Source organism: Rickettsia montanensis str. OSU 85-930 (assembly GCF_000284175.1).
GTDB lineage: Bacteria > Pseudomonadota > Alphaproteobacteria > Rickettsiales > Rickettsiaceae > Rickettsia > Rickettsia rickettsii.
On sequence record NC_017043.1, the window covers coordinates 136,486 to 162,263 of the forward strand.

Consider the following 25,778-nt stretch of genomic DNA (forward strand, 5'->3'; position numbering starts at 1 on the left):
CTACACTCTAAACTCTTATTCCTTGATTTAGCTTGATCTCAGATACTTGCTTTACCGCACTTCTTATTTCTTTACCTATTTCTGAGCTTGGACTTATATATTGCATTACTTGTTTATCTCTTCCTATGGCATTTAAGTAATCTTCAGGGACGAGATGGCTTTTGCCTTGAAAATCATGTACTACTATATCACAAAATTTTTTATCACCAAGATTATAATTAGGATCAAATTTATTCTGCATAATTTGTAAATCTTTCTGTATCTTCTGCTCTATTGCTGCTATGCAAATCTTGTTACTATAAGCAGTACAAGAATCTATACCTTTTTCTCTGTAGATTTGTAAAGCAGTATCGATATTTTCTGCTGTGCCAAACTTTGCTAGAGCTTTTATTTGCTGTTGCTGCAAATTATTTAGTCCGTTATTATCGTTATTTGCAAATTTTGAAAATAATAATTCTATAGATTTAATTTGTGATTTTCTATCATCACTTGCTTTTAAGGATGATTTAAGTTCTGTTACTTTGCTAGCTGCTGTTAATTTTGCTATTTCAGCTTCTATAAGCTTGTTTATAGATTCTGCTCCTTGGGATTTTAACATATCATTAAAATCGCCTTTTTCTGGTGGTCGTATTATTGCTACCGTCGCTCCTTGCCTAATTAATTCTTCCTGTGCTTTAATTACAGTATTAACTGATACTGCGTCTTTGCCGTCATTATCGGCAGCAATTATTATTCTTTCTCCTTTGATAGGCTCATAGTTCCTAATGTTACTTACACCTAAACTACAAAGAATTTTGCCTTTAATACCAGCTTCCCTAATACTTAAAGCGGTCTCTACCCCTTCTGCTATAATCGTTATATTACTAACTGAATTATTGCCATCTTTACTGCTTTGTACGTTCCTGCTTTGTACGTTCTGCTGTTCGTTAGTTTTATTAATCTCAACAAAAGAACCTCTGATTCTACCAAATGAACGTTTATTAACCTCAATATCAGCTTTATTATTTGTTTCTTTGTTTAAATAAATTGATTGTCCACCGGTAATATTACCATCTTTATTTCTAGCAAAAGCAATTAATGCAGGATAATATTGTTTGCTATTACTGTCCCACATCATATTGGTTCTAAGATCATTATTTAGTTGATATCCTGTTAATATTTTTTTAATTCCACGATGTTCTAATAAATATTTTTTTGCTATATTATTTGGCGTCGTATAGATTATAGAATCTGATTTTTCATATAATTCTTCAGCTCTCTTTATCTTAGATATTTCAGCATATTTCGCTTGTTGATCTTGATTCTTAACTTTTTGGTCAAATTGCTCTTTTATCTTATCTTCTAATAACTTGCTATTGTTTGATATACCAACCATATCTTGTAAATATTTCTTAGCTTCTACAAAATCACAATTTTTTTCTCTTTGTACTAAGGTAAATAAATCTCCTCCCTCTCCTTTACTAAAATCATACCATCTGCCAGCTTTACTGCCATTTATCTTCATCGCTATCTTACCATCTTTTCCCCAGCGTAATATGTGACTACTCGATAAGTGGTTATTTGGACTGCCTAGCAAATTTCTACCTATTTCTTCCGCTTTAAATGATAATCGTTGCTTTAATTCTACTGCTTTTTGTTTATTAATAGCATTATAATCTATTTTATTCTTTGCCATAATATCCTCTTGTAATTTAACACTTATTGTTGTATCTTGTTTATTACAATTCGTAAGGTTATAAGAAGAGCTTTTTCGCTCTTCTTGGGCTTTATGGCTTGTGGCAAAATTTGTGCTAGTGCTTCTTAGGATTTCTGCTACCTTAGCAGATGATCTTGATCTCACTCTTAAGTGGTAATAGTTATCATTACTGTGTAATCTATCCTTAATATCTTCTACTACCCCTTTAAACCAATCACCTACTTTATCTATAATATTAGGACTCTTATTTTCTTGATCTTGAATCGCTACTAATTCTTCTAAAGTTTTAAAATTAATGCTAGATAGCCTATTATCTATTTTGCTAAGTTGCGATATTAAACTGGCCATATTCCTGGTAGCCTTCCTATTATAGTAAAGTTTTACCTCTTCTATATGTCTAGTCATGGCTACATAAGAATTTCTGCTATTTCCTGCTAAATTATGTAATACATAGACATTTTTAATTGAGGCTCCTTGTGCTTTATACACTGTAGAAGCATAGCCATGTTTAAAGCTTACATCTTGAGGATTAAATTCTATTTCTTTCCCGCTATCTGTTTTAGCAATAAATTTATCATTACTTACTGAAGTTATCGTTGCAAATTCACCATTTTCTATTTGTAAATCTTTATTTGTACTTTTAAACAAAATACGATCTCCTGCCATATAATCTTCATGCTTTTCAGATGATAGATAACGTCTATATTCTTTACCGGTAAGTAAGCCTCTAGCTTTTAGTAACTCCCTGATGCCTTGATTAATACTATCTACTTCAGCATTACGCATGGTAATTATTAAACGCTCATTTAGAGCAAATTTGCTGTTGCTCCAATCATTAATTAATCTTGCCATTGATTCTTCTAGCGTATGATCAATCTTTAAACCATCATGTTGTGCAAGTAAACGCAAGCCACCAGTAATATCTGATCTTGCAAAGCATGAAGCCATTTCTCTTGCCCATGCTTTACTCTGTCTTCTAATTCTACTTAACTCATATGAGCCAAATTTACTAGCCAATACTGCAAACATTCCTCCTCGCTCAACGGAAGTGAGTTGTCTCTCATCTCCAGCCAGTATTAGATTACAATTGTTACTCCTTGCTACTTTTAGTAATTCTAAATAATCACTATTACCTACCATCCCTGCTTCATCTACTACTAGCAGGCTATTTCTTGGTAGATCAGCTTTGCCATTATATAATTTAAATAAAAATCCTTTTACTGTATAACATTGCCGGTAACCTTTACTTTTAAGCTCTGATGCTGCTTTATGAGTAGGACTAAGCCCTATAATATTTTGCCCATGATTAGTGGCAATTTTATAAGCCTGCACAAGTACTTGTGACTTACCGGTACCGGCTCTACCTTGTAAAATCCTAATCCCTTGATTATTAATTAAAATATGCTGTAGACTTTCTCTTTGTGCTTCATTAACACTTGCAAGATTATCGATAGCACTTTTAAGCTTAATAATATTATTAAAATGAATCTGGTTATTTACCTTATATGCTATTCTAAGTAACCTTAATTCTTCATCCCTTATGTCTTTAGTAGTATAGTATTTAGTATCCGTGCCATCTTCATTATATAGTTTTACCAGCCTATCTGAATTTAATACCTCCCTTATTAGTTTTGACTTTTCTACTTCTTCTGGAATCTCTTTTATTGCTTTTTCTATATCCAATTTAGTAAAAATAGCTTGATGACGAATAATACGATTTAACACTCCATCACTATTTTTAATAATTTCCAGATGAGCTAATTTACATATTTTATTTTGCTCAGCTATTTCATTGATAATACTTCGCATTCTAGTAGGACCAACATGCTGCTGAGGCATAAAACTTATCGGGTCTACTTGGATTTCTAAACCTAACTTAGCAAAATATTTATTGATTACTTCTTTAACTCTCTTATGTATTATTTCCTCCTCTGGGATAATGAATGCTTTGCCCTTAACTTTGGCAAATTTAGGATTTAAATCTACTGCCTTAGCTCCTAAAGATTTACCATCTTCTGTGAATCTTCTGGTAGTAACAAGCAAATGGGCATGCCAATTCTTATCTCCATCATGTGGCTGATGAATATCAATTTGAACTCCTAGACCATTCTTTACCCACCCCATCTCTTCGATTATTTCATGAGTAATGGCTATCCTATCATTTAAATCTAGCTCTTTATCATCAGGCAGTGCTATAACTATATCTTTTAATAATTGACTATTTTTTCTTGTCTCTAGACGTTCTACTTCATTCATCAAGACCCTTGGGTCTTTAAATCTTTTATCTACATAATTAGGCAATAATACTGCATGGTAAACATTATCGCCTTTTTTGCTAAAATTATAAGTAACGTTAGTTCTCTCATCTTTAATAATCAGCCTGGCATTATAGGCAGCTTTCAGGCAAGCATTTCCTCCTGAACTCCTACTCACTATTTCTATTCTTGCAAACTGTATTGCCATGATTCTTCTTATGATTATTACAATCCTGCATTACATTAGCATGAATGTTTTTCATCATCCATTGAATCAGCACAAATAAGCAAATAATAAACCTTCAGGTTTATATATTGCGTTAACCTCGCTCTAAAGAGCTTTGTTAAACCAAAACTTACGCTATGTTTGATATAATGCCCATGAATTAAGGGATATTATGAAGTGCTTCACTATAAAACATTGCTGTGTAATAAGAGTTTTTAGCATATTTGCTATAACATAGCGTAAGTTTTGAAACCTTTGTTGCTTACGTTCCTTAACTAAATATTTGTCTTTATTGATCTTAGTTTTGCTGGTTCGGTTAGGTATGGGGATTATCTTGATCTTGAATGGCTTTTTTATTCCATCACTAATCTTAGACTATGCAATCTTAGAGTTGTATCCAACATTAGTCTGTTTTAGAAAAAAATTTGTAGAATTTCTGTAGCACTTATAATTATGAAGTTGACTTCCACAATTTATTGATGATTCATGATGATTATAACAATAAAAAATGAAAACTATCTATATGGATAATGTCATAAAACGTAGATTGAAATTAGAACAAAAAAAAACTCAAATTATTACTGAAGAAGCAAGACTTAAAATTCAAGAAAGAAAAGCTCGTACTCGTCGTTTAATTGAAATCGGCGGCTTAGTTGTTAAAGCTAAACTTGATGATTTACCCACTAACAGTTTACTAGGAGCTTTTGTTTCTTTAAAAGAAAAATTAATACAAAATCCTAATATCCAAGATCACTGGACTAAAATCGGCAAAAATATTTTTGATCAAAAATTAAATAATTAACGTCCATTATCTTAATGGGACTGTTGAAAAAGTTTTAAGTAATTTAAATACATTATAGTAAAATAAATTAAAAGTTATACTATATATGCTTATTTATCAAAACTACAGTGGTTTATACAAACAAAATGACTACAAAAATACTTTTTCAACAGTTCGCTGATATTAATACACATAACACTTTCAGGAGTTTCGCATTTAGCAAAATTGCGTATCAGCTAAAAGCCATCCGATGGATAGTCCACTTTTCGCTTTTCGCATGTTCCGTTACGGCAATCCAAATGATGACAAAGATTCTCAAGTATCTGCTCATATGCAAGGAGTTGTGACATAGTCCAATTAAATCGACTCAAAATATTATAGGCATTATTGATGTTAATATTAATATAAGCTGTATTAAACCTATAATTAGAGAGTAACTTTCTTAATCTTGTTTCCTGTGTCTTTTTATATTCATCGTGGTTTGCTGTACCAAATTCTGCTATATTATGCATCTCTCTGCTACGTATTTGTATTTCTATATTACGTTTATAGATATTAATTATGACATGTAAGGAACGGTAGCCATTATCCTTAGGATTAGTAATATAGTCTTTAAACTTCTTTACATCAACAGAATAAATATTGTAAATAATATCTAATACTTTATAACAGTCTTCTTTTTTATTAACTATAATCCTAAAAGCAATTAGGTCCTTCAATTCTTTCACAGTGGTAGCTTTTTTAAATATCTTCTTTAAAACAGAACAAGGAGATTTTAATCTGTAATGTATTTCAGCAGCTATATTAGCTTTATATAGTTTAGTGCTAATAGCAGCTATGATATTATGTAAATCATTAGTATTTATACCTTGCATAATTAACATTTATAATAAATTATAATACGTTTGTTATAAAATAATCAGCTTTTGATCCCTGTAATTAACTATTAACTCCACATTAGTACACTAAACTCCATAAAGAGATATAACTCTTGGAACTTTACTTTTAAATTTATGGAGGGAAAAAGCTGATTATTTTACAGTAACTTAAGTACAATATTTAACTCCCTGACCTTACTAATTTGGTAGAATGTATTAAAACTTAAATTAGAATTATTACAACTCTTAAAAAAACAGTAAGTATTATACATAAGTAAAAAACACGTAGATATTAATGTAAAAATTTATCTATTAAAGACCTCTGAAAATAACTGAATTAAGTAGTCAATAATAAGAAAGAGATATTAATGAAGAGATTATAATCATTAAGAATTATTAGAATGGATATATTTACAGTTGTTGGAAGAGACAGATTAAGTAAAGATAATGTACTTAAGTTAGAACAAATAATTAACTGGAATCAAGTAAGTAATTATTTAAAGAACAGTAAACTGAGATCTGACTTAGAACCTGTCTTGAAAGACTAATTATCTAATTACATAGTACTTCAACATGTTACTTTTTTAGTACTATTTTATGTCTAAAAAATTTACATGTTTTAGCAAAATTACTGTTTTTTATATAGATTTTAAACTGTTTGTTATGAATTAGTGTATTATTGTTGTTATCAATCCACTTTCAAGACAGCCTCTTAGGCAGGATTGGTTATAGCGAGTGATTGTTATTTAAATGTATCCTATTAGGACAATTATATAATTTAACGTGAATAGCGAATTAAAATAAGTCAAGAATTAAGGAAAGAGTCGATAGACGGTTTGTTAGGTAGTAACTGGTAATTGATAAGAGAAGCGATCATGTGAGAGAAGGCATTTTTGACTGATCCATATATGACGATGTCTTTTAACCTTATAGAATAATAATAGTTTAAATAAATTAGATTTTATGGAAGATAAAGACTATGTGTCCGCAAGAAATATATGAAAAACATTTACGTGTAATTAACAATATTAGATTTACATCAAGAGAAATAGATGTAATAGCATGCATTATGCATGGGAAGAACATAAAAGGAGTAGCTAATTTTTTATCAAATGAGGATAAACAGGTTGAGACAAGAACTATTGAAAGTCATATTTCTAACATCAAACGGAAAATAGGAACAAATGTTCGAGAGGGCATTATAAACTTTATGGAAAAGTCCGATAAATATAAACTAATACAAAGTTACTATTTAAGTTTATTAATTCAACAAGAATTTAAAAAAAACTTAAAGGAAATTTTAATATTAACAAAGCCTTATAATATATCTTTTTTTATTGTTTTGCAGATGCTAGGAAACAATGATTTAAACTGGATGATTTATAAGATACGTAGGGATTTACAACTTGTAGGCATAACAGTTTTTATAGAACTGCGAGAATATTCTGATAATGTTCCTATAGTTCTCATGCATAAGGGGACACATGGCGAAGATAAAAAGCAATGTACTATCTATGTTTTATCTGTAAATAAAACTAATATACCTAAACGACAATCTATTGTTATGTCTAATGATCAGGATATATCTAAAGTATTTTTCCTTACAACACAGGAAAAACAAGGTTTAGAATTTTTACCTAAGCGAACTAATTTTGAATATATTAATCTTTCTCTATCCAAACAATATCATTTTATTTTTTTAGAAATTATCACAAAAGTTTTTTCTAATACAAATGTAGAGAATATTATTGTTAAGTTCAGGGAAAGATATAATAATATTATGTCAAATCAGACTAGTTTAGTTGCCCCTCACTCCTATTTGACAGACAAAAATATTCAAGCTAAAGTTAGGAATATTTATTTACCAATAGTTGGTGTATTGGTTTTGATTATTTGTGGTACTTATCTTTTAATATTTGACCCAGCTGTTAGAACAACGGTTAAAAGTCAAAAAGCAGAAATGCCTTACCTTAAACCACAAGAATCAATAATATTTCCTAAGAATGTGACTACTTGGAATATACCTAGACAAGATAACGTTTTTGTTGGTAGAGAAAAATTATTGAATAATTTACACAATAAATTACGTCAGAATCATACACCAGAAGGAATAAGTAATGTGGCAATTAGTGCATGTGCTGGACTTGGAGGAATTGGAAAAACACAATTAACTTTGCAATATGTCACGCACACAAAACATCCGTATACATTTAAAGCTTGGTTTCCTGCAGAGAACATTGATGATTTGTATAATAAATATATTGAATTCGCTAAGCTATTAGGATATACAGAAAACATCTATACAAAAGAAAACATTATCGCTTATGTTAAACAATGGCTAGTTGATAATCCAGGATGGCTTTTAATTTATGATAACGTAAATAACTATCGTGAAATTGCACCATTTTTACCAGAAACTGGGGGACATGTAATTTTAACAACTCGTCAACGTCATTGGCCAACAAAATTTTCAATATTGCCCATTGACGTCATGACAGAAGAAGAATCTATTAAAACAATAAAGACTTTAATACAGCGAAATGTGGCATTAGAAGAAGAAAATGCTATAAGGGAATTAGTAGAAATTTTAGGATATTTACCCTTAGCACTAGTACAAGCTAGTGCTTATATTAAGCAAAAACATATTACTATTCCAGAATATTTAGGCCTTTACAAGAAGTATGAATCAGAATTATTATCAGATAATTCTTTTTTAGAAGAGACAAATAATTATAGTTACCCAGTGGCAGTAACCTGGAACATTACCTTAGATGAAATTGTTAGAGATACTAGAATTAACAATGAACCACCAATAGCTATTGAACTTTTAATAGTATGTGCTTACTTAGCACCAGACAAAATCTCTCGAAAACTATTGCTTACATGGCTGCAAACTGCTCATCCTGATTTATCATCGCCAGAATTAACATTAAATAAACATATTGCTCTATTATGGCAATATTCCATGATCAATTATGATGACGATAATAATATTTCCGTCCATCGTCTAGTACAAACAGTTTTACGTCATCAGTTCAATCAGATACTAAATCAAAACAATAATATGTATCCTACCTTAAATTTCAGGTGGTTTGAATCCCTATTACAATTTTTTATAGATAATGAGCAAGAATTTAAACTAACTAATTCTTTTCAACAAATTATTGAAACTAGTCAGCACTTTAAAACTCAATTTCAGGATAAATATAATGAAAATCTTGTGACAATGGATTTGATGGTGGCTACAATCTACTATTATCAAGAAAAGTATAAAGATTTTCTAAAGATACTTGATCAGGTTAATGCATATTTGCAGAAAATTGACGGCTTAGAAATGTTAAAATGTGAAATGCTAGCCTTATATTCAGCATATTTTTATAAAATCGGTAATTATCATGAGGCTGAAGAAAAACTAAATAAAGCATTTGATGAGTACAATAATATAAAAATAAATAATTCAGAAAAAGACAATGATATGAAAATATTGAAGGCAAGATTAGTGTATCATAAAGCCAATCTTGTCTTAGAGAAAAGTAAAAAAACAGATAAAACTAATATAAATACACTAGAAATAGAGAATGCTATTAAATCAATTCAAGAATCAATGATTTTATTTAAGGCAGCTAATAGAACTAAAGGTTTTTTATTATCAATTAGATTGTATGGACAACTACTTATTTTAACTAACCAAGTGGATAAAGTAATAATAGAGTTTAATAAATACAATAACTTAATTGAGCAAACATCTGATTACATGATAAAAATGCTTTTTTATATAACTTATTCAGATGCTTATTTTAGCAAAGGCGATTTCAACAAAGCTTTGGAATATTGTGGTAAAGCTAAACAACAAGCAGAGAAATTACATCTTAACAATAAATTAAATTATCTTAACAATCAAGAGAAAACTATTAAAGCATCACTGCAATAAAATTGAATAGCATTCTATAGTTAAGTAAATTCAATTAGGTATAATAAAGAGTATTAAGTCCGTCCGCTAAAACTTAAGAAAATATCGCTTTAGGCACTAATTCCCAAAAATAGTGCGATTTTAGAGCAAATTACTATGATTTTGATGGCTGATTTCAAATTTTTGTATCAAAAAAACACCATATTTTCCAAAACGCACTCAATTTTCCCATTGCGATTTTTTCTTATTTCCATAAGCTTTTGATATAAAACCCTTCATTTTTTTATGGATTTTACTATTACTTTTTGCCTTACAACCCTATTGCCTACAAGGCTTGTAGAGTTTTGGCGGACGGACTATTAAAGATATTTATTGCATAATAACAATTTACCGTTATTGTGGAGTAAGAGGAGAGAATGGGACTGTGTTATTATATAAATTTAATTTTTTGTAATTTGTAGTTATATTTAAACAATGTGTGTGTAATTGTCTTGCAACTTTTGGTATTTTGAGATAAGTAGCAAGAGCTAAGAAGACCTGTAAAGTTTCTAAAATTGTTTTCTGTTCTTTTTTATGGGTTTTAGCTCCTATTGTTTGTACATTATGTAGCCGATCAAATAACTTAATTAATAGCAACTCTTTTTTCTTCTGCTGATATAATATTTTAACCACTTCTGCTGCACTAATTTTTTTATCCTTTTTAACTCGTGTTAAATCTTCAACTTGACCTGCGATTTTATAGCCAAACTCTTTTACTATCATTTCTTTAGTAAGTAATGTATCTTCAATACAATCGTGCAATATGCTAGTTACTATGATATCTGTTCTAAATAAATAATCAGAAACCATGTATGCTACTTCTAAAGGATGTGAGTAATAGAATTCTCCTGTTTCTCTCTTTTGCCTGCCATGATACTTTTTAGCAAAATAAATTGCTTTTTTAATTTTATTAAGATCAACCATGTTCTTAGACATCTTATTAATAAGCATGATCTTCGTTAATAGCCTTTTACTATATCGGCAATTTGATAGATCTGTAATTTTTATTTTGTCTAGCTCAAGATCTATACCTTTAGGTAAATTTAACTTTCCTGTAATAGGATCTATAGTTTTTTGATGATTTTCTTGACTTCTTGCCATATATCCTTCCTTACTATAATTTACTTAAGTGTAGCAAGTGAAGTACAATAATCAAGAAAATCATCATTATTAGTTAATACATAATCATCAAAACCTTATCAATATCAACATTATGTATCATAAATCAGATCATCAAGAAGAGGTAACTTAATTGGTATATTACAGACAATAGTAGTACTTTTACCTTTTTCACTTGTTACTTCAATCTCTCCATTTAGCTCACTAATTAGACGCTTTACAAAACTTAATCCTGATCCAAGTCCATTATATTGCATAGCAACATCAAATTTATCAATCTTTTCATGAAGATGTTGCCTGATTTCTTTAGACAAACCAACACCACTATCATGCACCATAAATTGGAATACCATTTCTCTGTTTTGTTGTTCTGATTCTGAAACGGCTGGACTAATAGCAAACATGTTCACTGTTACCACAACTTTACCTTCTTTAGTAAAGTTAATAGAATTATCTATTAACTGCTCTAATATTGCCCCTATTCGATAAGTATCACTAATTATAGCATTTGTTAAATCATACTGAAAATTACAAGATAAATTTAATCCCTTACGTTGAGCTATTGGCATCGCTTTATCAATAATCTTATTTACCAACTGTTTTGGATCAAACTTATTAAAAACTATAGGAGGTAATCCTGAATTATTCTGTAAATAACTAAGTATATTGTTATAATAATCCAGTAATTCTTCAGCACAATTTACCACACTAGCTAAATAATCCTTTTTTTCAGGATGATCCTCTATTTCATAAAGGGCTGTTACTAATGAAAAAATCCCATTACATGGAATCTTTAATCCATGTACCATATTTTGCACCACATCTCTTTTAAATAACTCAGATTCTTTCAATTTATTATTTGCTTCTTGTAACTCTAATTTATATTTAATTATATCAGTATAATTTGTGATCGTCGAGTTAATGATATTCTCTTCTTGCTGATATGGTATTAATGTGACAGATATGGGAGATAATTGAAGATTCCAATTTGTTTTAGTAATATTATGATTATCTTTTGGTTGATTTTGATTATTAATTGTCATAGCATCTCCTTGCTGTTAAAGTTCAGAAAACAGCTCAGAGGTTAAAGTGCTAAAATTTTGTAGTTTTTAATTTAACCTCTGAACTAGAACTGCACCACGGCTGCTCTTAACAAGGACAGATATCCTAACTATTCCATGAAGTACAGAGGATTTAAGAGCTTTTTTGACAGATTTCTACACAATTTAATAAAGAGCTGCATAAATGAGACACAGCTAAATTACTATTATTTGTTAGCTCAGATCTTTGTCTATTACATACAAATCAAAACTAGTATTAATGATGTTACAGAAAACATCAAGAATTCCTTGAAAATCCCTTGTAATACAGTATTTTGCTGGCATTTAAACCTATTTTATACTATAATTTAGTATAAATATTTTAATAATAATTTCATGTCAGTAAAGAACTCAGATAAATCACAACCATTCCTACAATGGGTTGGTGGTAAAAGAAAAATTGCCGATCAATTAATTAAGTTTCTTCCATCAACACTGAATAACTACTATGAACCATTCCTTGGTGGTGGGGCTTTATTTTTTCAAATTAGAGATAAATTTAAACAATGCTATTTATCTGATATTAATCTAGAGCTAGTAACTAGCTATAACGCAATAAAGAAGAATCCAGATAAGGTCAGTAAACTATTAGACTCTCATAAAGAAAAACATTCCAAAGAGCATTATTACCAAGTTAGAAGTAATAATGATAGTAATGACCCAGCAAAAATTACTGCAAGATTTATCTATCTTAATAGATATTCATTTAAAGGCATTTACCGGATTAATATTGATGGGAAGCCAGCTCAAACTTTCTCTGGTAGAAACTATAGTAAATCTGATATTGCTTCTCGATTAAAACAGTGTAGTCAGCTTTTAGCTGACACATCTATTTGTGCTATGGATTTTTCTTTCATTGAACCACAACAAGATGATTTTGTTTATTTTGATCCTCCTTATCATAAATCAGGTGAGAAGTTTTATACCAGATTACCCTTTGATGAAAATGAGCAAACGAGACTTAAAGATTTTGCTACAGAACTCAATGATAAAAATGTTAAAATAATGGTTTCTAATAGTAATACTCCCTTTATTAGAAACTTATACAAAAATTTTAATATTAGTACTATTAAGGTTAAATATTCTATGCCTGAGCACAATAAAATATCTGATGAAGTAGTTATTACAAATTATCAATTACCACAATAGCTTAGTTATATTCAAACTTGATTAATTCAAAGCAATAATCTTGAGTCTTAAAAGCTTCTTCTAGATCTTGCATATGACGATTTCTAACATAGTAATCATTAAAAGCCGTTGTTGATTTAAGGATTACCTTGTTGTTGACTATATCTTCCTCTACCACTACTAATTTACTTAATACCCCAAAATCAATATATTGGTTATAACGTTCAATAAGAAATTTCCGTGCCCTGTACCATATTGAATTAGGATTTAATTGCTTGCTAAGCTGCAATAGGTAATTTTGTTTTTCATCTTCAGTATTATTATGCTTAGCTTCAAGCTCAGCAAATGGTATGATTTGTAATTGCCCAATATTACTGCCATAGATCATTCGTACTTGCTGTAGTATTTTATCTTGGCTATGTTCTGAAAGCGTAATGTTTTTAAGCAATTTTATTTGATAGCTATTACCTACTACCCCAATAAAGTAGCAAGAACTTAGTAATTCATAAGCTGTATCAGGATCAAAACTACCAACAATTTTACGTTTTAGCTGAGCTTGCTTGCTAGTATCAAGGCTACTTTCTATCTTATCTAGATGTCGGTCTTTGGCTTTGTTTACATCGCTAGATTTAAACTGAAATGTAGTGCTGTTGGCTTTAGTAGTTTCTCTGAGCTCATGAGCTAAAGCTTTAGCCATATAGTTCAGTAGGACTTTCTTATGACCAAAATGATATTCTGGATATTGTTCTGCTAGCTTCAATAAGAGCTTATTGATGAAATTAAGATTAAATTCTCGATTTGATTTTACCTGTAATAAATCGGCCTCTTCTTGAGTTAAGGGATGGAAATCTATTAATTTTTTTCTTTTGAACCAGCCTTTATTCTTTACAGATTCTACTGCTGAATCATTATTAGCTGGTGATGCTATTTGCTTACATCTTGCCTTATCCACCTTATCAAGCACTGCTTGCAATGCCTTATTAATCTGTAATGGACCAACGATAAAATCACTTTTGGCTGTTTTGGTATTTTCACTCTCTTGCTGATTATTAGCCGATCTTGTTGTTGCGAATTTTAACTCTTGTGCAAGCTTTTGTTGTTGTGAATATTGTAGTAATTGTTGATTTTGAACAGTTTCATTTTGTTCATTTTGAAAAATTATAGATTTGCTATATCTAGATTTATTAGATATATTTTTATTATTATCTATATATATGTACTGGTCCAAACTTTTTTGGGGTTGAGGCAAAATTTCTTTGGGTTTCACCCCAAATTTATTTTGAGTTAAGCCCAAATTTTTTTCATTTTCATTGAGAATTTTTTGAGAAAATGGCTGGAAATTTCTAGCCAGCTTAATACAAGGAGTATTGCGGCATTTAATACCATATTTAATAATAGTTGCTTTATAAAACTTAATGAAACCACTCTTTTCTAATTCAATTAGGCACTGTCTGACACGTTCTTGACAAACTCCTAAGTGTTCTTCAAAGAAATGATAGGTTTCCTGAAGTTCGTCGATACTATTGTTATAGTAGATTTGCAAGCGGAAGACTATTAGAGATAGGAGTTGTCTTGAGGTTTTACTTAAAATTTTACCATTACTAGAGGATAGGTTACTCCATTCAGGAGGAATAAAATTACCAACAAAATTGTAGAAAATGATTGAATTTTGATTACCATGATCATGTGTTACACAATCATTAGTAAAATGTGATGAGCATATAGTGTGCATAAGACCTCAACTTAAACATCAGGTTTAGTCAAGGTAGTAAGAGAATTAGAGTACCATTTTTAAAAACGCAATGAGCATATAGTGAGCATATGGAGTAGGGAGGTAAAATTAGTAGATTACAAAAAGCTTGACTGTATGCTGGTGGGCGATAGAGGGGTTGAACCTCTGACCTTTACGATGTCAACGTAATGCTCTAACCAACTGAGCTAATCACCCTTATAATTTTTTTAATCTTTATGTAGTTTCGGCTTTATCGAATTATGGACCTTATAATATTTACAATTAAGATAAGTGTCAATTGATTAGTTCAAGTTATATGTTAAAAAGATTATATTGATAGAAAATAGTTGTATAATATATCAAATTTGATATATTATACATATGACAAAGTGGGTTATAAAATTTATCAATAATGCTGCAGAGAAAAAAGTACAGAAGCTTACTTATGATCTACAAGCTGATTTTTTACATCTATGTGAACTGCTTATTGAGTTTAGTTCACATAACGTAGGGATGCTCCACACAAAAAATATAGAAGGCAAACTTTGGGAACTATTATTTAGCTATGGATAAAAAAATAGTTATATTACATACATTTATTAAAAAAACAGAAAAAACTCCTAAAACAGCTATTTCAATGGCTAAAACTTAAGATTAAAGGAAGGTTTTAATGAAAAACTTTGATGAATTTAAAAAAGAGTTATTATCAAACCCTGAAGTAAAAAAAAAGCTTATGAAGAACGAAAAATGGAATTCGAGATAGCAAGCACCTTAATAAAGGCTCATCTTGCATCTAATATGACTCAGGCGGATGTTGCTAAAAAAATGTCTACTTCTCAAGCTCAAATAGCAAGAATGGAAAGCGGACATCATATTCCTAATTTCTTAAGCCTTCAAAAATACGCTAAAGCTGTAAATCAAAAAATTGATTTGTTGATTACCCCATAGGGGTGTACTACTAAATCTATATGTAGTTTTTAACCCTTGTTTTTTTAAAAAATTCATTAATGTACTAGATTTCAAGCTTTATTTCCATTATTTATAATATTTTATTATTTAGTCTATAATTTTATGGTGGATTTAAAAACTAAAGCCTTTGATATTTCTCAAAATTTCACTATTTCTCTTGACGGTCCTGCTGCTTCAGGTAAAGGGACTATCGGTTTAATACTGGCCAAGAAATTTTCTCTTAAATATTTTCAGTCAAGTATTGTTTATAGGCAGCTTGCGTTTGACTGTATTAGTCAAAAAATAGATGTCACTGATATAGATGCGGTAATTGCTTTATCTAAAGAATTAAAACTCGACAATAATTTTGACTTAGAGAATGAGAATATAGGAAATATAGCATCGCAAATTGCCGTAATAAGTGAAATTAGAAATAATCTAAACAAATACCTGATTAATCTAATAAAAACAACACCTAGAATGATTATGGAGGGTAGGGATATAGGCACCGTTGTTGCACCTGACGCCGATTTAAAGATTTTTATAACCGCAAATCCTCAAATTAGGGCTGAAAGACGATATAAGCAGTTGCAAGCAAAAGGAAAAACATGTATACTCGATGAGATTTTACGGCAAATAATTTTGCGAGATAAAAGAGATAAAGAGCGAAAAGCTGCACCGTTGTTACCGGCTTCAGATGCTTTAATTATCGATACTTCAAAGCTTTCGGCTATGGAAGTCGTAGAAGAAGTAACAAATTATGTAAAGAATAAAATAACTTGAAAAAGTGCTAGGTTATTTTATTCGATTTTATGGCGTTGTTGCATGGCTAAAAAAAAGCGTTCTATGTCATTCCCGCGTAGGCGGGAATTCAGTAACTACAAGGTAAAAACGCACTGAATTTTTAATATTAAAAGCTCAAATAGTTTCGCTTTTCTGGATTCCCGCCTACGCGGGAATGACATAGAACGCTTTTTTTTTAGCCATGCAAGAGCATCCAATTTTATTAACCTTTCAAAAAAATTTTATTAGCCTAGGCACTTTAGCTAATATTACGAGAAGAATATGTCAATAAAACTAAAACGACGATTTGTTCCACAACTTGCAGCAATTAATCACGAATTTGAAGAAGATTTCTCTAAAATGCTTGAAACCGTTGATACAAGTCATATAAAAGAAAAAACGGTAGTTAAAGGTCAAGTAATCGAAATAAAAAATGATATGATTATTGTTGACGTTGGATTAAAAAATGAAGGTAGAATACCTAAGTCTGAATTTTTAGCTTTACCTGAAGTTGGGGACGTAGTTGAAGTTTTCATCGAGAAAATTGAAGGACGTAACGGCAGAACGATATTGAGCCGTGAAAAAGCAATTAAAGAAGAATTATGGGGGCAACTAGAAATCATGTGTTCCAAGGGCGAATTTGTCGACGGTACGATTTTCGGTCGTGTAAAAGGAGGCTTTACCGTGGATTTATCCGGTGTAGTAGCATTCTTACCGGGAAGCCAAGTTGACGTTAGACCTATTAAAGATCCTACTTCTATAATGAATATCAAGCAACCATTTAAAATTTTAAGTATGGATAAAAAGCTTGGTAATATAGTAGTTTCAAGAAGAGCTATTTTAGAAGAATCACGTTCCGAAGCTAGAGATGAGATGCTATCTAAAATTAAAGAAGGCATGGTATTAGAAGGAACCGTAAAAAATATTACTGATTACGGTGCGTTTATCGATCTTGGAAGTGTTGACGGTTTATTACATTTAACCGATATTTCTTGGGGAAGAGTTAACCATCCTTCAGAAGTGTTAGAATTTAACCAAAAGGTTAAAGTAATGGTTATTAAGTTTGATGAAAAAACCAAAAGAATATCACTCGGTATAAAACAACTTGATTCTAACCCATGGGAAGCAATTAAAAAAGAATTCCCCGTCGGTAAACAAATGACCGGTAAAGTTACAAATTTTGCTGATTACGGCGTATTTATAGAATTAAAAGATGGGCTTGAGGGACTTGTTCATTCAAGCGAAGTTAGTTGGTTAAAATCTAATCAAAATCCTAGAAAAACGCTAACTATAGGGCAAGAAGTAGAATTCGTAGTTTTAGAGGTCGATACTGAAAAGCATCGTGTTTCTTTAAGTATTAAACAATGCCAAGAAAATCCTTTAACAAAGTTCGCTGAAAATAATCCTGTCGGTACTATAATTAAAGCACCGATTAGAAATATTACGGATTTCGGTATTTTTGTTGCACTCGGTAATAATATGGACGGCATGATTCATGAAGGTGATATTAGCTGGGAAGATAAAGGAACGGATCTATTAAAATCATACAAAAAAGGTGACGAAATAGAATGCAAAGTTCTAGCCATTAATATTGAAAAAGAACAAGTTAGTTTAGGTATAAAACAATTGTCGCCGAATCCATATCAAGAAATCAGTGATGAATATAAAAAAGGTACAATAGTTAAAGCCCTTATAACAGAAGTTAAAGATGAGGGACTCGAAGTATTATTAAACAATAAAGTAGCAGGTTTTATTAAAAGAACTGAACTATCGGATGAAAAAGACGAGCAGAAGCCTGAAATGTTTCAAATAGACGAAGAAATAGAAGCAAAAGTTGTTTCTATCGAGAAATCAACCGGTAGAATTTTATTATCGGTAAAAGCTCATAAAATAGCAGAACGTCAAAAAGCTCTCAAAGAATATGGTTCTAGTGATAATACTACCAATATGGGAGATATACTTGCTAATGCTTTAGAAGATAAGAAGTAATAATTATAAGTCATTGCGAGGAGAAACTGTAAGTTTCAATGAAGCAATCTCAGGAGTTCTATGCTACTTCACGGGATTGCCACGTCGGTTATTAAAACAACCTCCTCGTAATGACGAAAAACTATTTAATTCATCAATTTTAGGAGAAAATATTAATGTCGTATGTACCAATAGTAATTGAATCAACATCACGCGGTGAACGTGCTTATGATATATATTCAAGATTGCTAAAAGAACGTATAATCTTTGTATGTAGTACTGTTGAAGATCATATGGCAAACTTAATTGTTGCACAATTATTGTTTCTTGAGGCAGCAAATCCTAAAAAAGATATATATATGTATATCAATTCCCCCGGAGGAGTTGTAACCGCAGGTCTTGCGATTTATGACACAATGCAATATATAAAACCTAAAGTGGCTACATTATGCATAGGTCAAGCTTGTTCTATGGGTTCACTTTTACTGTGCGGGGGCGAGAAGGGGATGCGTTATAGTTTACCTCACAGTCGTATTATGATCCATCAACCATCAGGAGGTTATAAAGGGCAAGCTACCGATATAGAAATCCACGCTCAAGAAACCCTAAAAATCAAAAGGTTACTTAACGAATTGTATAGTAAACATACGGGACAAGAGTTAAAACATATCGAAAAAAGTATGGAACGTGATAATTTCATGTCACCGGAAGAAGCAAAAAAATTTGGATTAGTAGATAATATAATTTCTTCTAGAGATACTATGGCATTGTTAGCAAAATAAAGATTAAATTTTATAAAAAAATCTTATAGATTTAGTTTTATTATTATAGTATAAGAGAATTAACTTGTTATAGTCAAGTCAGTGGGATTTGCACACCAGGAGCGAGGAGTTAAGCCTAACTAATAGGAGAACGACGAGTGACGATGCAGGCGCATCCAAATCAATTGACTATATTGGGGTCATAGCTCAGTTGGTAGAGTGTTTGAATGGCATTCAAAAGGTCGGGGGTTCGACTCCCCCTGGCTCCACCATGTCTTATTGCTATTTCAATTTATAAATACTTTACACAGTAAACATATTATAAACTAAGGACTTTTTGCTTTTCAAAAAAAGTTAGATAATATTCAATCTTATCATAATTCCTTTTTAGATTAGTTTTAACTTACTTAGTGAATTAATAAGAGGCTATAAAATGCATAAAGTAATTACACAATTATCAGAAGTTAAATTAATTGGTATTACAGCCCGCACCTCAAACGCTGCAGAAATGAACGCTGATACTGCAAAAATAGGAATAACAATGCAGCGATTTTTTGCAGACAAGCTACAAGACAAAATCCTAAATAGAAAAACTCCGAAAAAAGTTTTTTCGGAGTTTTTCTGTACTTTCTTGGAGAAGAAGTTACTTTTCCAGTACAAATTTATGTAAAATTTACATCCGATCCTGATCAAATGCCTAAAGTTGTTATTGATATGTGGCAAAAAATATGGCATATGGATGCGGCAATGTTAGGAGGGGAAAGAGCTTACATAGCTGACTTTGAAATATATGATGCAAGAAGTAGTGATCCACATAATGCAATAGTTGATATTTATATTGACATTAAATTAAACTAGGCTATATGCTTTATCGGCAAGTTTTAAAAATAACTCATTTTCTATTCCATCCTCAAGATTCCAACAGATAGCTAAAATAAGCTGGACAAAATACCAACTTCTAACCTCTTGTAATTTAAAGCCAAAATAATTTGCTGCAAATTCTGTGTCTTGCTCAGTATTCATGGCAAAAATCCATACTTCATTTATAGGATATCCAATTACTCCTTTAGGGTCATGACTACCCATTGCTTATCATTTTGTAATATATTCTCATGATGTAAATCACCATGAAGTAAAATTTGAGGTTCAGGATTTTGAAGAAGTTTATCTCTCAATTTTCTTGCCTTTTGTAAGTAAGTTTTAGGCAAATCCCATTCTTTATCCAAAGCTTTCAGCTGATCCTTGATATTAGGGAATTGGTGCATTTTTGGTATAGATGCTCTGTGCAGCTTGCTCATAACAGAACAAGCTATAGCAATTTTGTTATCTGATGAATATTCTTTTAAGGAAATACCGGATACCGCTCTCTCAAGTAATAAAGCATTATCTTTTTGGGCTAGAATAGTTGCAGCATCAAACCCTGAAAAAACTTTTAAAGCTTCCGCTGCGTTTGTTAGGTCTTTAGCAACACAGCTTAGTTTCAATATAATAGGCTTATTATTTTGATACCCTGATAGAACATAATTGAAAGATAAATTATCTATAGGTTTAAGCTTAGATAGGTTCCATTCTCTAGCTAATTCTGCTACAATTTCAGGTAATTTTTCAAGCCAGATTTCCCCTTGCTCTTTATATATACTAATTATATTATTTCTAAATCTATCCATATTATAGATTATATATGAATATACATTTCGAGAAAGCTAATTTAACTCATAAAGAAATTATTTTTAATTGGTTAGAAGAGCCTCATATAAAAGAATTTTGGGACAATAGTCAAGAACATAAGAATGACATTTTAATTTTATTACCGGCAGAAAACAGCATTATTTTTACGGGACAACTAATTATTGGATTGGTTTTATAAATAATGAACCGTTTTGTTTTATATTATCGGGTAGCCTTGAAAAAGACCACAATTTATCTGATATTCAACGAAAATATTTGTCTAAATCAGGTCATATGATAACTCTTGATTTCGGTATAGGTAATAAAAACTTCTTAGGCCAAGGGCTTGCTAGCTCTACTTTAGCAGCTTTTATAAAATTCTACCACAAATATATTGATCTACTAAGCGATACTTTCTTTATTGATCCTGATGAAAATAATCCACAAGCTATGCATGTTTATAGTAAAGCCGGCTTTAAACAGGTCGGAGAATATAAAGCTCAAAGCGGGGCATTTAAAGGTAATATAAGTTATTTAATGATAAGAAATATATTAACATAAGCTTTACCCCACTTTCTACTTCTCATTTTTTGCTTTTTTTAAAATGGCTAGAAATGCCACATATAAAACTATAGTGGGATAAAGATATAGAATGGAGTTTAGAATTGATCGAACAAAAATACTTAAGCTATGTTAGAGGGTATAAGCTAGAAAATAATGAGCCTAAAAATATACACACTTACATTATAGAAGCAGACCGTACTCCTATAGGATACATCCAAATTTACAATGCTTATGATTTTGAGCGTTCAGACCCATTAATAAACTTACCTTCAAAACTTGCAGCACTTGATTATTTCTTTAATGCTTAGGTTCTGTGAACATTTAATAGAATAATCATAATTATGACTCTTTTTTGCTGCAAATTATAAGATTTTTTTTGAAATATGAAGAACTATTCCTTCAAAAATCTTATTAATTTTCGCTAAAAAATACTTCAAAATAAAAAATCAATTAGAAATCTTCACAGAACCTAGATATATTAATATAGATTAAGTGTAAAAAGAATTAGTGAGAAAATGCTAAAAGATAAGAATTTAGATATAGCAAGAAAGCAAGACCATATTGAAATTAATCTTACAAAAAACGTTGAATCTACACTCAAAAGCGGTTTTGAATCTATTCAATTTATTCACAATGCATTACCGGAAATTAACTACGATAGCGTAAATACAACTACTACTTTCCTCGGAAAATCTTTACAAGCACCTATCCTAATTTCTAGTATGACCGGAGGCACGACTAAAGCTAGAGATATTAACTATAGACTTGCACAGGTCGCTCAAAAAGCCGGTATTGCTATGGGGCTTGGCTCTATGCGGGTTTTGTTAACGGAACCGGATACAATCAAGACATTTGCAGTAAGGCATATAGCTCCCGATATCCCTTTACTAGCCAATATCGGTGCAGTACAGCTTAATTACGGAGTGACACCTAAAGAATGTCAGTATTTAGTGGATGCTATTAAAGCCGATGCCTTAATTTTACACTTAAACGTGTTACAGGAACTGACTCAGCCGGAAGGTAATAGAAACTGGGAAAAGCTGTTACCTAAGATAAGAGAAGTGGTGAATTACCTTTCTATTCCAGTAATTGTTAAGGAAGTAGGATACGGTTTATCTAAAAAAGTTGCTGAGAGTCTTATTGACGCAGGGGTTAAGGTTCTTGATATTGCAGGGAGCGGTGGGACATCTTGGAGTCAAGTGGAGGCTTATCGTGCTACAAATTCGTTACAAAACCGTATAGCTAGTAGCTTTATTAACTGGGGAATCCCGACTTTAGATTCTCTAAAAATGGTGCGGGAAGTTTCAAAAGATATTACGATTATTACCAGTGGCGGGTTAAAATCCGGCATTGACGGTGCAAAAGCAATTCGTATAGGAGCTAATATTTTTGGACTTGCCGGTCAATTTTTAAAAGCAGCAGATACTTCTGAAAGCTTGCTTTCCGAAGAGATACAATTGATAATCGAGCAACTTAAAATTACCATGCTATGCACCGGATCACACACTTTAAAAGATTTAGCAAAAGCAGAGATTAGGTTGTAGTAAAATTTATATTCATAATATATTGGCACCAAATTCAAAAATAACTCTTTCGGCCTTATAATCACTCATTTGAACAAGTTTAACTTCTTCAAGATAATTACCTTTGGTAAATTCGTTAATGACTTTCCGCCAAAATATTAATGCCGGTTTATTTTCAGGAATAACTGCAACTTCCCATAATCCTTTATGCATTTGCCAAATTTGCTTAGCTAATTGCATACCAACTCCTTTATTTTGAAATCTTGCTATAATAAAAAATTCCCCCATATTCCAATCGATTTTATAATGCGTTCCAACCTTATTAAGCAATATAAAACCTGCTATTTCGTCATTTACTTTAAGTCAATAGGCTTTCCTATCCGTTTCTATAAAATATTTTTTGTAATCATCAGCTTCATATAAACCATCTCGTGGCAATGTCCAATCATATTCATCTGATTCAAACCCCCACAATAACGCGATATACCATATATATATAAAAATATATAAAACCGTGCCATATTTTGGATTAGAGGGTAATCAGCAACGGTTGCAGTGGTTAAACGTATATTCTTTACAGATTCATTCTTCATAACTCTTTTCTTTAGCCATTTCTCAGGAATTATGATAACCTAGCACTTCATAAAATATATGCGTACTGTCTTTAGCACGTCGATAACCAGAAGTAAGATCAACGATTACGGGGCTATATTTTTTTGCTATTTCTTCTAAATATTCCATAAGCTTTTTACCTATTTGCTTTCCCCGATAATTCTCATCAATAACTAAAGCTTCAATATAAATTCTAGTTTTATCTGAGACGAAAAACAGCGATTTAGACCAAGCAATAAATCCAACTATTTTATTATCTAAACTAGCTAAAGCAACACCATACCCCTCACGATTTATAAGTTTGGATAATAGTCTGTTAATGCTTTTTCTTGATTGAATTTTAAGGCATCAAGACTGCTTGTTAAAGGATTAATTAATACAAAACCTCTACGACCTAGATGTCCTACAATATGATCATTTAAATCTTCGTCCGGTGCTAAACTCGGTACAGAATGTCCTTTTAAATATGGCTTTACAAATTCAAGACCTTCAGAAGCAGAATGTTCTACTACACTTAATAAATATAAAGCATCTTTTAGAGTCAATTCTTCAATTGGCGGAGCTTTAATATTTTTATACAAAAATGTATCTATTAAAATACGGCTTTTTGCTTCTTCTTCAGTTTGTTTTTGCTGTTTTATAGCTTTCTTACAATTATCACATGAACAACTAAAGTTATTGTTATGATTACATATAGGGCCCAATAGAGCAAAACTTGTTTCTCCATAAACATAGCTATAATAATTTCTACTCTTTAGCTTAATAACTAAATTTGTATCTCGGCAGTATTTACAGAATAATTTATGATGCGTAACAAGCGGAAATAAACTAACTAAACTATTGGGCGATACGTTAACATTAAATTCTTCTAATAAATTAGCTATTTTCTCATAGTTATAATAACGTTTTATTAAATCTTTGATTTGTTCTTCTGTTAAATGTGATAAATCTTTATGAGCCATAACTTAATATAAATTAATTGATTATTAGGTATATAATTGTAACTTATAAAATTATAGCTGTAATAGAAAAAACAATATAAATATACAACTATTTTTATTATAAAAGTAAAAATAGCAATTAAAAGACTATCAATATGAGGTAATTAGTAGACGATAAGCTTCGTAAAAAGCTTTTAGACTTTATAAATGTAATAACAAATGCATATGAAACTTTTAAATACTCGACAGTGGAAACCTTGATTACTATTTGGCTTTCCGGTTCAATAAACTACAAAAATTGGCTAACTGTCCAGACTAGAGCGTGGTACGTTAGTATTACAGAAAAAAGATATTTTTGTTTAGGTACAGTTGATGGTAATATTTTAACAGTCCGTTTTACATTCCGAGATAATCATATAAGAATTTTTAGAGCAGGATACTGGCGTAAAGGTAAGAGAATTTATGAGCAAGAGAATAAAATACACTGATGGGGAAATAGGGGAAGTAAAAATAGTAAAAGATTGCTTACCACATCCTAGAGAACTGTTATTAAAAGATGATTCAGTAAAAGTAACCATTTCTTTAAGTAAAGAGAGCGTAGAATTTTTTAAATCAGAAGCAGCAACTGCACATGTTCCTTATCAAAAAATGATTAGGATTTTACTAGATAAATATACTAAGTATTATAAAGAAAATAAACGAGCATAACATACTCTTCTACTTTTAAGAATTGCTCTTTGTTATCTTCATGAATTCACGTACTCACTTATTAAGTATAAGCTGTACACACTCACCATTTAATAACAAATTCAATTCTTGAAATCATTTGAGTATACCATAAACTGAACTGGCGGAGAGAGGGGGATTCGAACCCCCGACACGTTGCCGTGAACACGCTCTCCAGGCGTGCGCCTTAAACCGCTCGGCCATCTCTCCAAAATTTTTAGCATTGCCTGTATGGCTTCCTATGTCATTCTCACAAGGCATTGATGTTGTTGCATAGAGTAAAAAGCCTACTCGATATCATCCCAGCGAAAGCGAGGATCCAAAAAAATAAACCTATAAAAACAAGTTTTTTGTAGGTTTTACTGGATTCCCGCTTTCGCGGGAATGACATCAAACGATCTATGCCACAAAGCCTTTAGT

At 31.0% G+C, this 25,778-nt stretch carries 26 protein-coding genes, 3 tRNA genes and 2 pseudogenes; 18 read left to right on the top strand and 13 right to left on the bottom strand.

Annotation, left to right across the window (positions count from 1 at the left end):
* Nucleotides 1-7: 7 nt before the first annotated feature.
* Entirely contained in the window at nucleotides 8-4,159 is a 4,152-nt protein-coding gene (locus MCI_RS00720; RefSeq protein WP_011477106.1) for an AAA family ATPase, read from the bottom strand.
* A 526-nt stretch (nucleotides 4,160-4,685) separates the two neighbouring features.
* Here MCI_RS00720 and MCI_RS00725 point away from each other — a divergent pair.
* Complete coding sequence (locus MCI_RS00725) at nucleotides 4,686-4,979, top strand: conjugal transfer protein TraD (RefSeq protein WP_008579929.1); 294 nt, start codon at nucleotides 4,686-4,688, stop codon at nucleotides 4,977-4,979.
* Between the two features lie 215 nt (nucleotides 4,980-5,194).
* Here MCI_RS00725 and MCI_RS00730 read toward each other — a convergent pair whose 3' ends face one another.
* Entirely contained in the window at nucleotides 5,195-5,842 is a 648-nt protein-coding gene (locus MCI_RS00730) for a bifunctional (p)ppGpp synthetase/guanosine-3',5'-bis(diphosphate) 3'-pyrophosphohydrolase (protein ID WP_008579930.1), read from the bottom strand.
* Nucleotides 5,843-6,237: 395 nt separating this feature from the next.
* Here MCI_RS00730 and MCI_RS08765 point away from each other — a divergent pair, with 395 nt between their 5' ends.
* Nucleotides 6,238-6,384, top strand: coding sequence for a hypothetical protein (locus MCI_RS08765; RefSeq protein ID WP_008579931.1), 147 nt, complete (start codon nucleotides 6,238-6,240; stop codon nucleotides 6,382-6,384).
* Between the two features lie 431 nt (nucleotides 6,385-6,815).
* A complete protein-coding gene (locus MCI_RS00735) occupies nucleotides 6,816-9,767 on the top strand; it encodes an NB-ARC domain-containing protein (protein ID WP_014409246.1) in 2,952 nt (983 codons plus the stop codon).
* A gap of 372 nt (nucleotides 9,768-10,139) precedes the next feature.
* Here the strand turns inward: MCI_RS00735 and MCI_RS00740 are convergent, their stop codons facing one another.
* Nucleotides 10,140-10,886: an HD domain-containing protein gene (locus MCI_RS00740; RefSeq protein ID WP_008579933.1), complete on the bottom strand. Its 747-nt coding sequence runs from the start codon at nucleotides 10,884-10,886 to the stop codon at nucleotides 10,140-10,142.
* 110 nt (nucleotides 10,887-10,996) lie between these two features.
* On the bottom strand, nucleotides 10,997-11,947 hold the full coding sequence (locus tag MCI_RS00745) for a sensor histidine kinase (RefSeq protein WP_008579934.1): 951 nt from the start codon (nucleotides 11,945-11,947) through the stop codon (nucleotides 10,997-10,999).
* Between the two features lie 393 nt (nucleotides 11,948-12,340).
* On the opposite strand from MCI_RS00745, the gene MCI_RS00750 reads away from it, so the two are divergent.
* A complete protein-coding gene (locus MCI_RS00750) occupies nucleotides 12,341-13,153 on the top strand; it encodes a DNA adenine methylase (RefSeq protein WP_011477104.1) in 813 nt (270 codons plus the stop codon).
* 1 nt (nucleotide 13,154) lies between these two features.
* Here the strand turns inward: MCI_RS00750 and MCI_RS00755 are convergent, their stop codons facing one another.
* Together MCI_RS00755 and MCI_RS00760 are read right to left on the bottom strand one after the other, a co-directional pair.
* Entirely contained in the window at nucleotides 13,155-14,864 is a 1,710-nt protein-coding gene (locus MCI_RS00755) for a hypothetical protein (protein WP_008579937.1), read from the bottom strand.
* Between the two features lie 139 nt (nucleotides 14,865-15,003).
* Nucleotides 15,004-15,080, bottom strand: a tRNA-Val gene (locus MCI_RS00760).
* A 165-nt stretch (nucleotides 15,081-15,245) separates the two neighbouring features.
* Between MCI_RS00760 and MCI_RS00765 the strand changes: the two genes are divergently transcribed.
* From MCI_RS00765 to MCI_RS09305, 9 genes are all read left to right on the top strand, one after another.
* Nucleotides 15,246-15,437, top strand: coding sequence for a hypothetical protein (locus tag MCI_RS00765; RefSeq protein ID WP_014409247.1), 192 nt, complete (start codon nucleotides 15,246-15,248; stop codon nucleotides 15,435-15,437).
* On the top strand, nucleotides 15,430-15,516 hold the full coding sequence (locus MCI_RS10600) for a type II toxin-antitoxin system RelE/ParE family toxin (RefSeq protein ID WP_014409248.1): 87 nt from the start codon (nucleotides 15,430-15,432) through the stop codon (nucleotides 15,514-15,516). The genes MCI_RS00765 and MCI_RS10600 overlap by 8 nt, the downstream gene beginning before the upstream one ends.
* A gap of 95 nt (nucleotides 15,517-15,611) precedes the next feature.
* Nucleotides 15,612-15,812, top strand: coding sequence for a helix-turn-helix transcriptional regulator (locus tag MCI_RS00770; protein ID WP_014409249.1), 201 nt, complete (start codon nucleotides 15,612-15,614; stop codon nucleotides 15,810-15,812).
* Nucleotides 15,813-15,935: 123 nt separating this feature from the next.
* Complete coding sequence (gene cmk / locus MCI_RS00775) at nucleotides 15,936-16,595, top strand: (d)CMP kinase (protein ID WP_014409250.1); 660 nt, start codon at nucleotides 15,936-15,938, stop codon at nucleotides 16,593-16,595.
* A 282-nt stretch (nucleotides 16,596-16,877) separates the two neighbouring features.
* Nucleotides 16,878-18,584 (top strand): 30S ribosomal protein S1, encoded by a 1,707-nt coding sequence (locus tag MCI_RS00780; RefSeq protein WP_014409251.1) that lies wholly within the window; start codon nucleotides 16,878-16,880, stop codon nucleotides 18,582-18,584.
* A gap of 155 nt (nucleotides 18,585-18,739) precedes the next feature.
* Nucleotides 18,740-19,345 carry an ATP-dependent Clp endopeptidase proteolytic subunit ClpP gene (clpP, locus tag MCI_RS00785; protein ID WP_014409252.1) on the top strand — a complete coding sequence of 202 codons (606 nt, stop codon included), beginning with the start codon at nucleotides 18,740-18,742 and terminating at the stop codon, nucleotides 19,343-19,345.
* Nucleotides 19,346-19,520: 175 nt separating this feature from the next.
* Nucleotides 19,521-19,596, top strand: a tRNA-Ala gene (locus MCI_RS00790).
* Between the two features lie 161 nt (nucleotides 19,597-19,757).
* On the top strand, nucleotides 19,758-19,994 hold the full coding sequence (locus MCI_RS09300) for a hypothetical protein (protein ID WP_232202675.1): 237 nt from the start codon (nucleotides 19,758-19,760) through the stop codon (nucleotides 19,992-19,994).
* A 23-nt stretch (nucleotides 19,995-20,017) separates the two neighbouring features.
* A complete protein-coding gene (locus tag MCI_RS09305; RefSeq protein ID WP_232202676.1) occupies nucleotides 20,018-20,182 on the top strand; it encodes a hypothetical protein in 165 nt (54 codons plus the stop codon).
* Here the strand turns inward: MCI_RS09305 and MCI_RS00800 are convergent.
* Entirely contained in the window at nucleotides 20,174-20,410 is a 237-nt protein-coding gene (locus MCI_RS00800; RefSeq protein WP_014409253.1) for a hypothetical protein, read from the bottom strand. The genes MCI_RS09305 and MCI_RS00800 overlap by 9 nt on opposite strands.
* On the bottom strand, nucleotides 20,383-20,991 hold the full coding sequence (locus MCI_RS00805) for an aminoglycoside phosphotransferase family protein (protein ID WP_014409254.1): 609 nt from the start codon (nucleotides 20,989-20,991) through the stop codon (nucleotides 20,383-20,385). Before MCI_RS00805 ends, MCI_RS00800 begins: the two co-directional genes overlap by 28 nt.
* A 14-nt stretch (nucleotides 20,992-21,005) precedes the next feature.
* Between MCI_RS00805 and MCI_RS07140 the strand changes: the two genes are divergently transcribed.
* The 4 genes from MCI_RS07140 (at nucleotide 21,006) to fni (ending at nucleotide 23,100) form a co-directional block, all read left to right on the top strand.
* A complete protein-coding gene (locus MCI_RS07140) occupies nucleotides 21,006-21,191 on the top strand; it encodes a hypothetical protein (protein ID WP_083837057.1) in 186 nt (61 codons plus the stop codon).
* Nucleotides 21,192-21,286: 95 nt separating this feature from the next.
* Nucleotides 21,287-21,553 (top strand): GNAT family N-acetyltransferase, encoded by a 267-nt coding sequence (locus MCI_RS00810; protein ID WP_410526312.1) that lies wholly within the window; start codon nucleotides 21,287-21,289, stop codon nucleotides 21,551-21,553.
* A gap of 104 nt (nucleotides 21,554-21,657) precedes the next feature.
* A complete protein-coding gene (locus MCI_RS00815) occupies nucleotides 21,658-21,864 on the top strand; it encodes a hypothetical protein (protein ID WP_014409255.1) in 207 nt (68 codons plus the stop codon).
* A 207-nt stretch (nucleotides 21,865-22,071) separates the two neighbouring features.
* On the top strand, nucleotides 22,072-23,100 hold the full coding sequence (gene fni, locus MCI_RS00820) for a type 2 isopentenyl-diphosphate Delta-isomerase (protein ID WP_014409256.1): 1,029 nt from the start codon (nucleotides 22,072-22,074) through the stop codon (nucleotides 23,098-23,100).
* Nucleotides 23,101-23,112: 12 nt separating this feature from the next.
* Here the strand turns inward: fni and MCI_RS00825 are convergent, their stop codons facing one another.
* The 4 genes and pseudogenes from MCI_RS00825 to MCI_RS09310 all read right to left on the bottom strand — a co-directional run bounded on the left by MCI_RS00825 (nucleotide 23,113) and on the right by MCI_RS09310 (nucleotide 24,653).
* Nucleotides 23,113-23,409 carry an acetyltransferase gene (locus tag MCI_RS00825; RefSeq protein ID WP_014409257.1) on the bottom strand — a complete coding sequence of 99 codons (297 nt, stop codon included), beginning with the start codon at nucleotides 23,407-23,409 and terminating at the stop codon, nucleotides 23,113-23,115.
* Nucleotides 23,410-23,442: 33 nt separating this feature from the next.
* A pseudogene (locus MCI_RS00830) lies at nucleotides 23,443-23,672 on the bottom strand (hypothetical protein).
* 22 nt (nucleotides 23,673-23,694) lie between these two features.
* Nucleotides 23,695-23,991, bottom strand: a pseudogene (locus MCI_RS00835) (GNAT family N-acetyltransferase); the annotation flags it as partial.
* Nucleotides 23,985-24,653: a hypothetical protein gene (locus MCI_RS09310; protein WP_014409260.1), complete on the bottom strand. Its 669-nt coding sequence runs from the start codon at nucleotides 24,651-24,653 to the stop codon at nucleotides 23,985-23,987. The pseudogene MCI_RS00835 and the gene MCI_RS09310, both read right to left, overlap by 7 nt.
* Before the next feature lie 441 nt (nucleotides 24,654-25,094).
* Between MCI_RS09310 and MCI_RS00845 the strand changes: the two genes are divergently transcribed.
* Nucleotides 25,095-25,340, top strand: coding sequence for a CopG family transcriptional regulator (locus MCI_RS00845; RefSeq protein ID WP_014409261.1), 246 nt, complete (start codon nucleotides 25,095-25,097; stop codon nucleotides 25,338-25,340).
* 140 nt (nucleotides 25,341-25,480) lie between these two features.
* Here MCI_RS00845 and MCI_RS00850 read toward each other — a convergent pair.
* A tRNA-Ser gene (locus tag MCI_RS00850) sits at nucleotides 25,481-25,568 on the bottom strand.
* Nucleotides 25,569-25,778 lie beyond the last annotated feature (210 nt).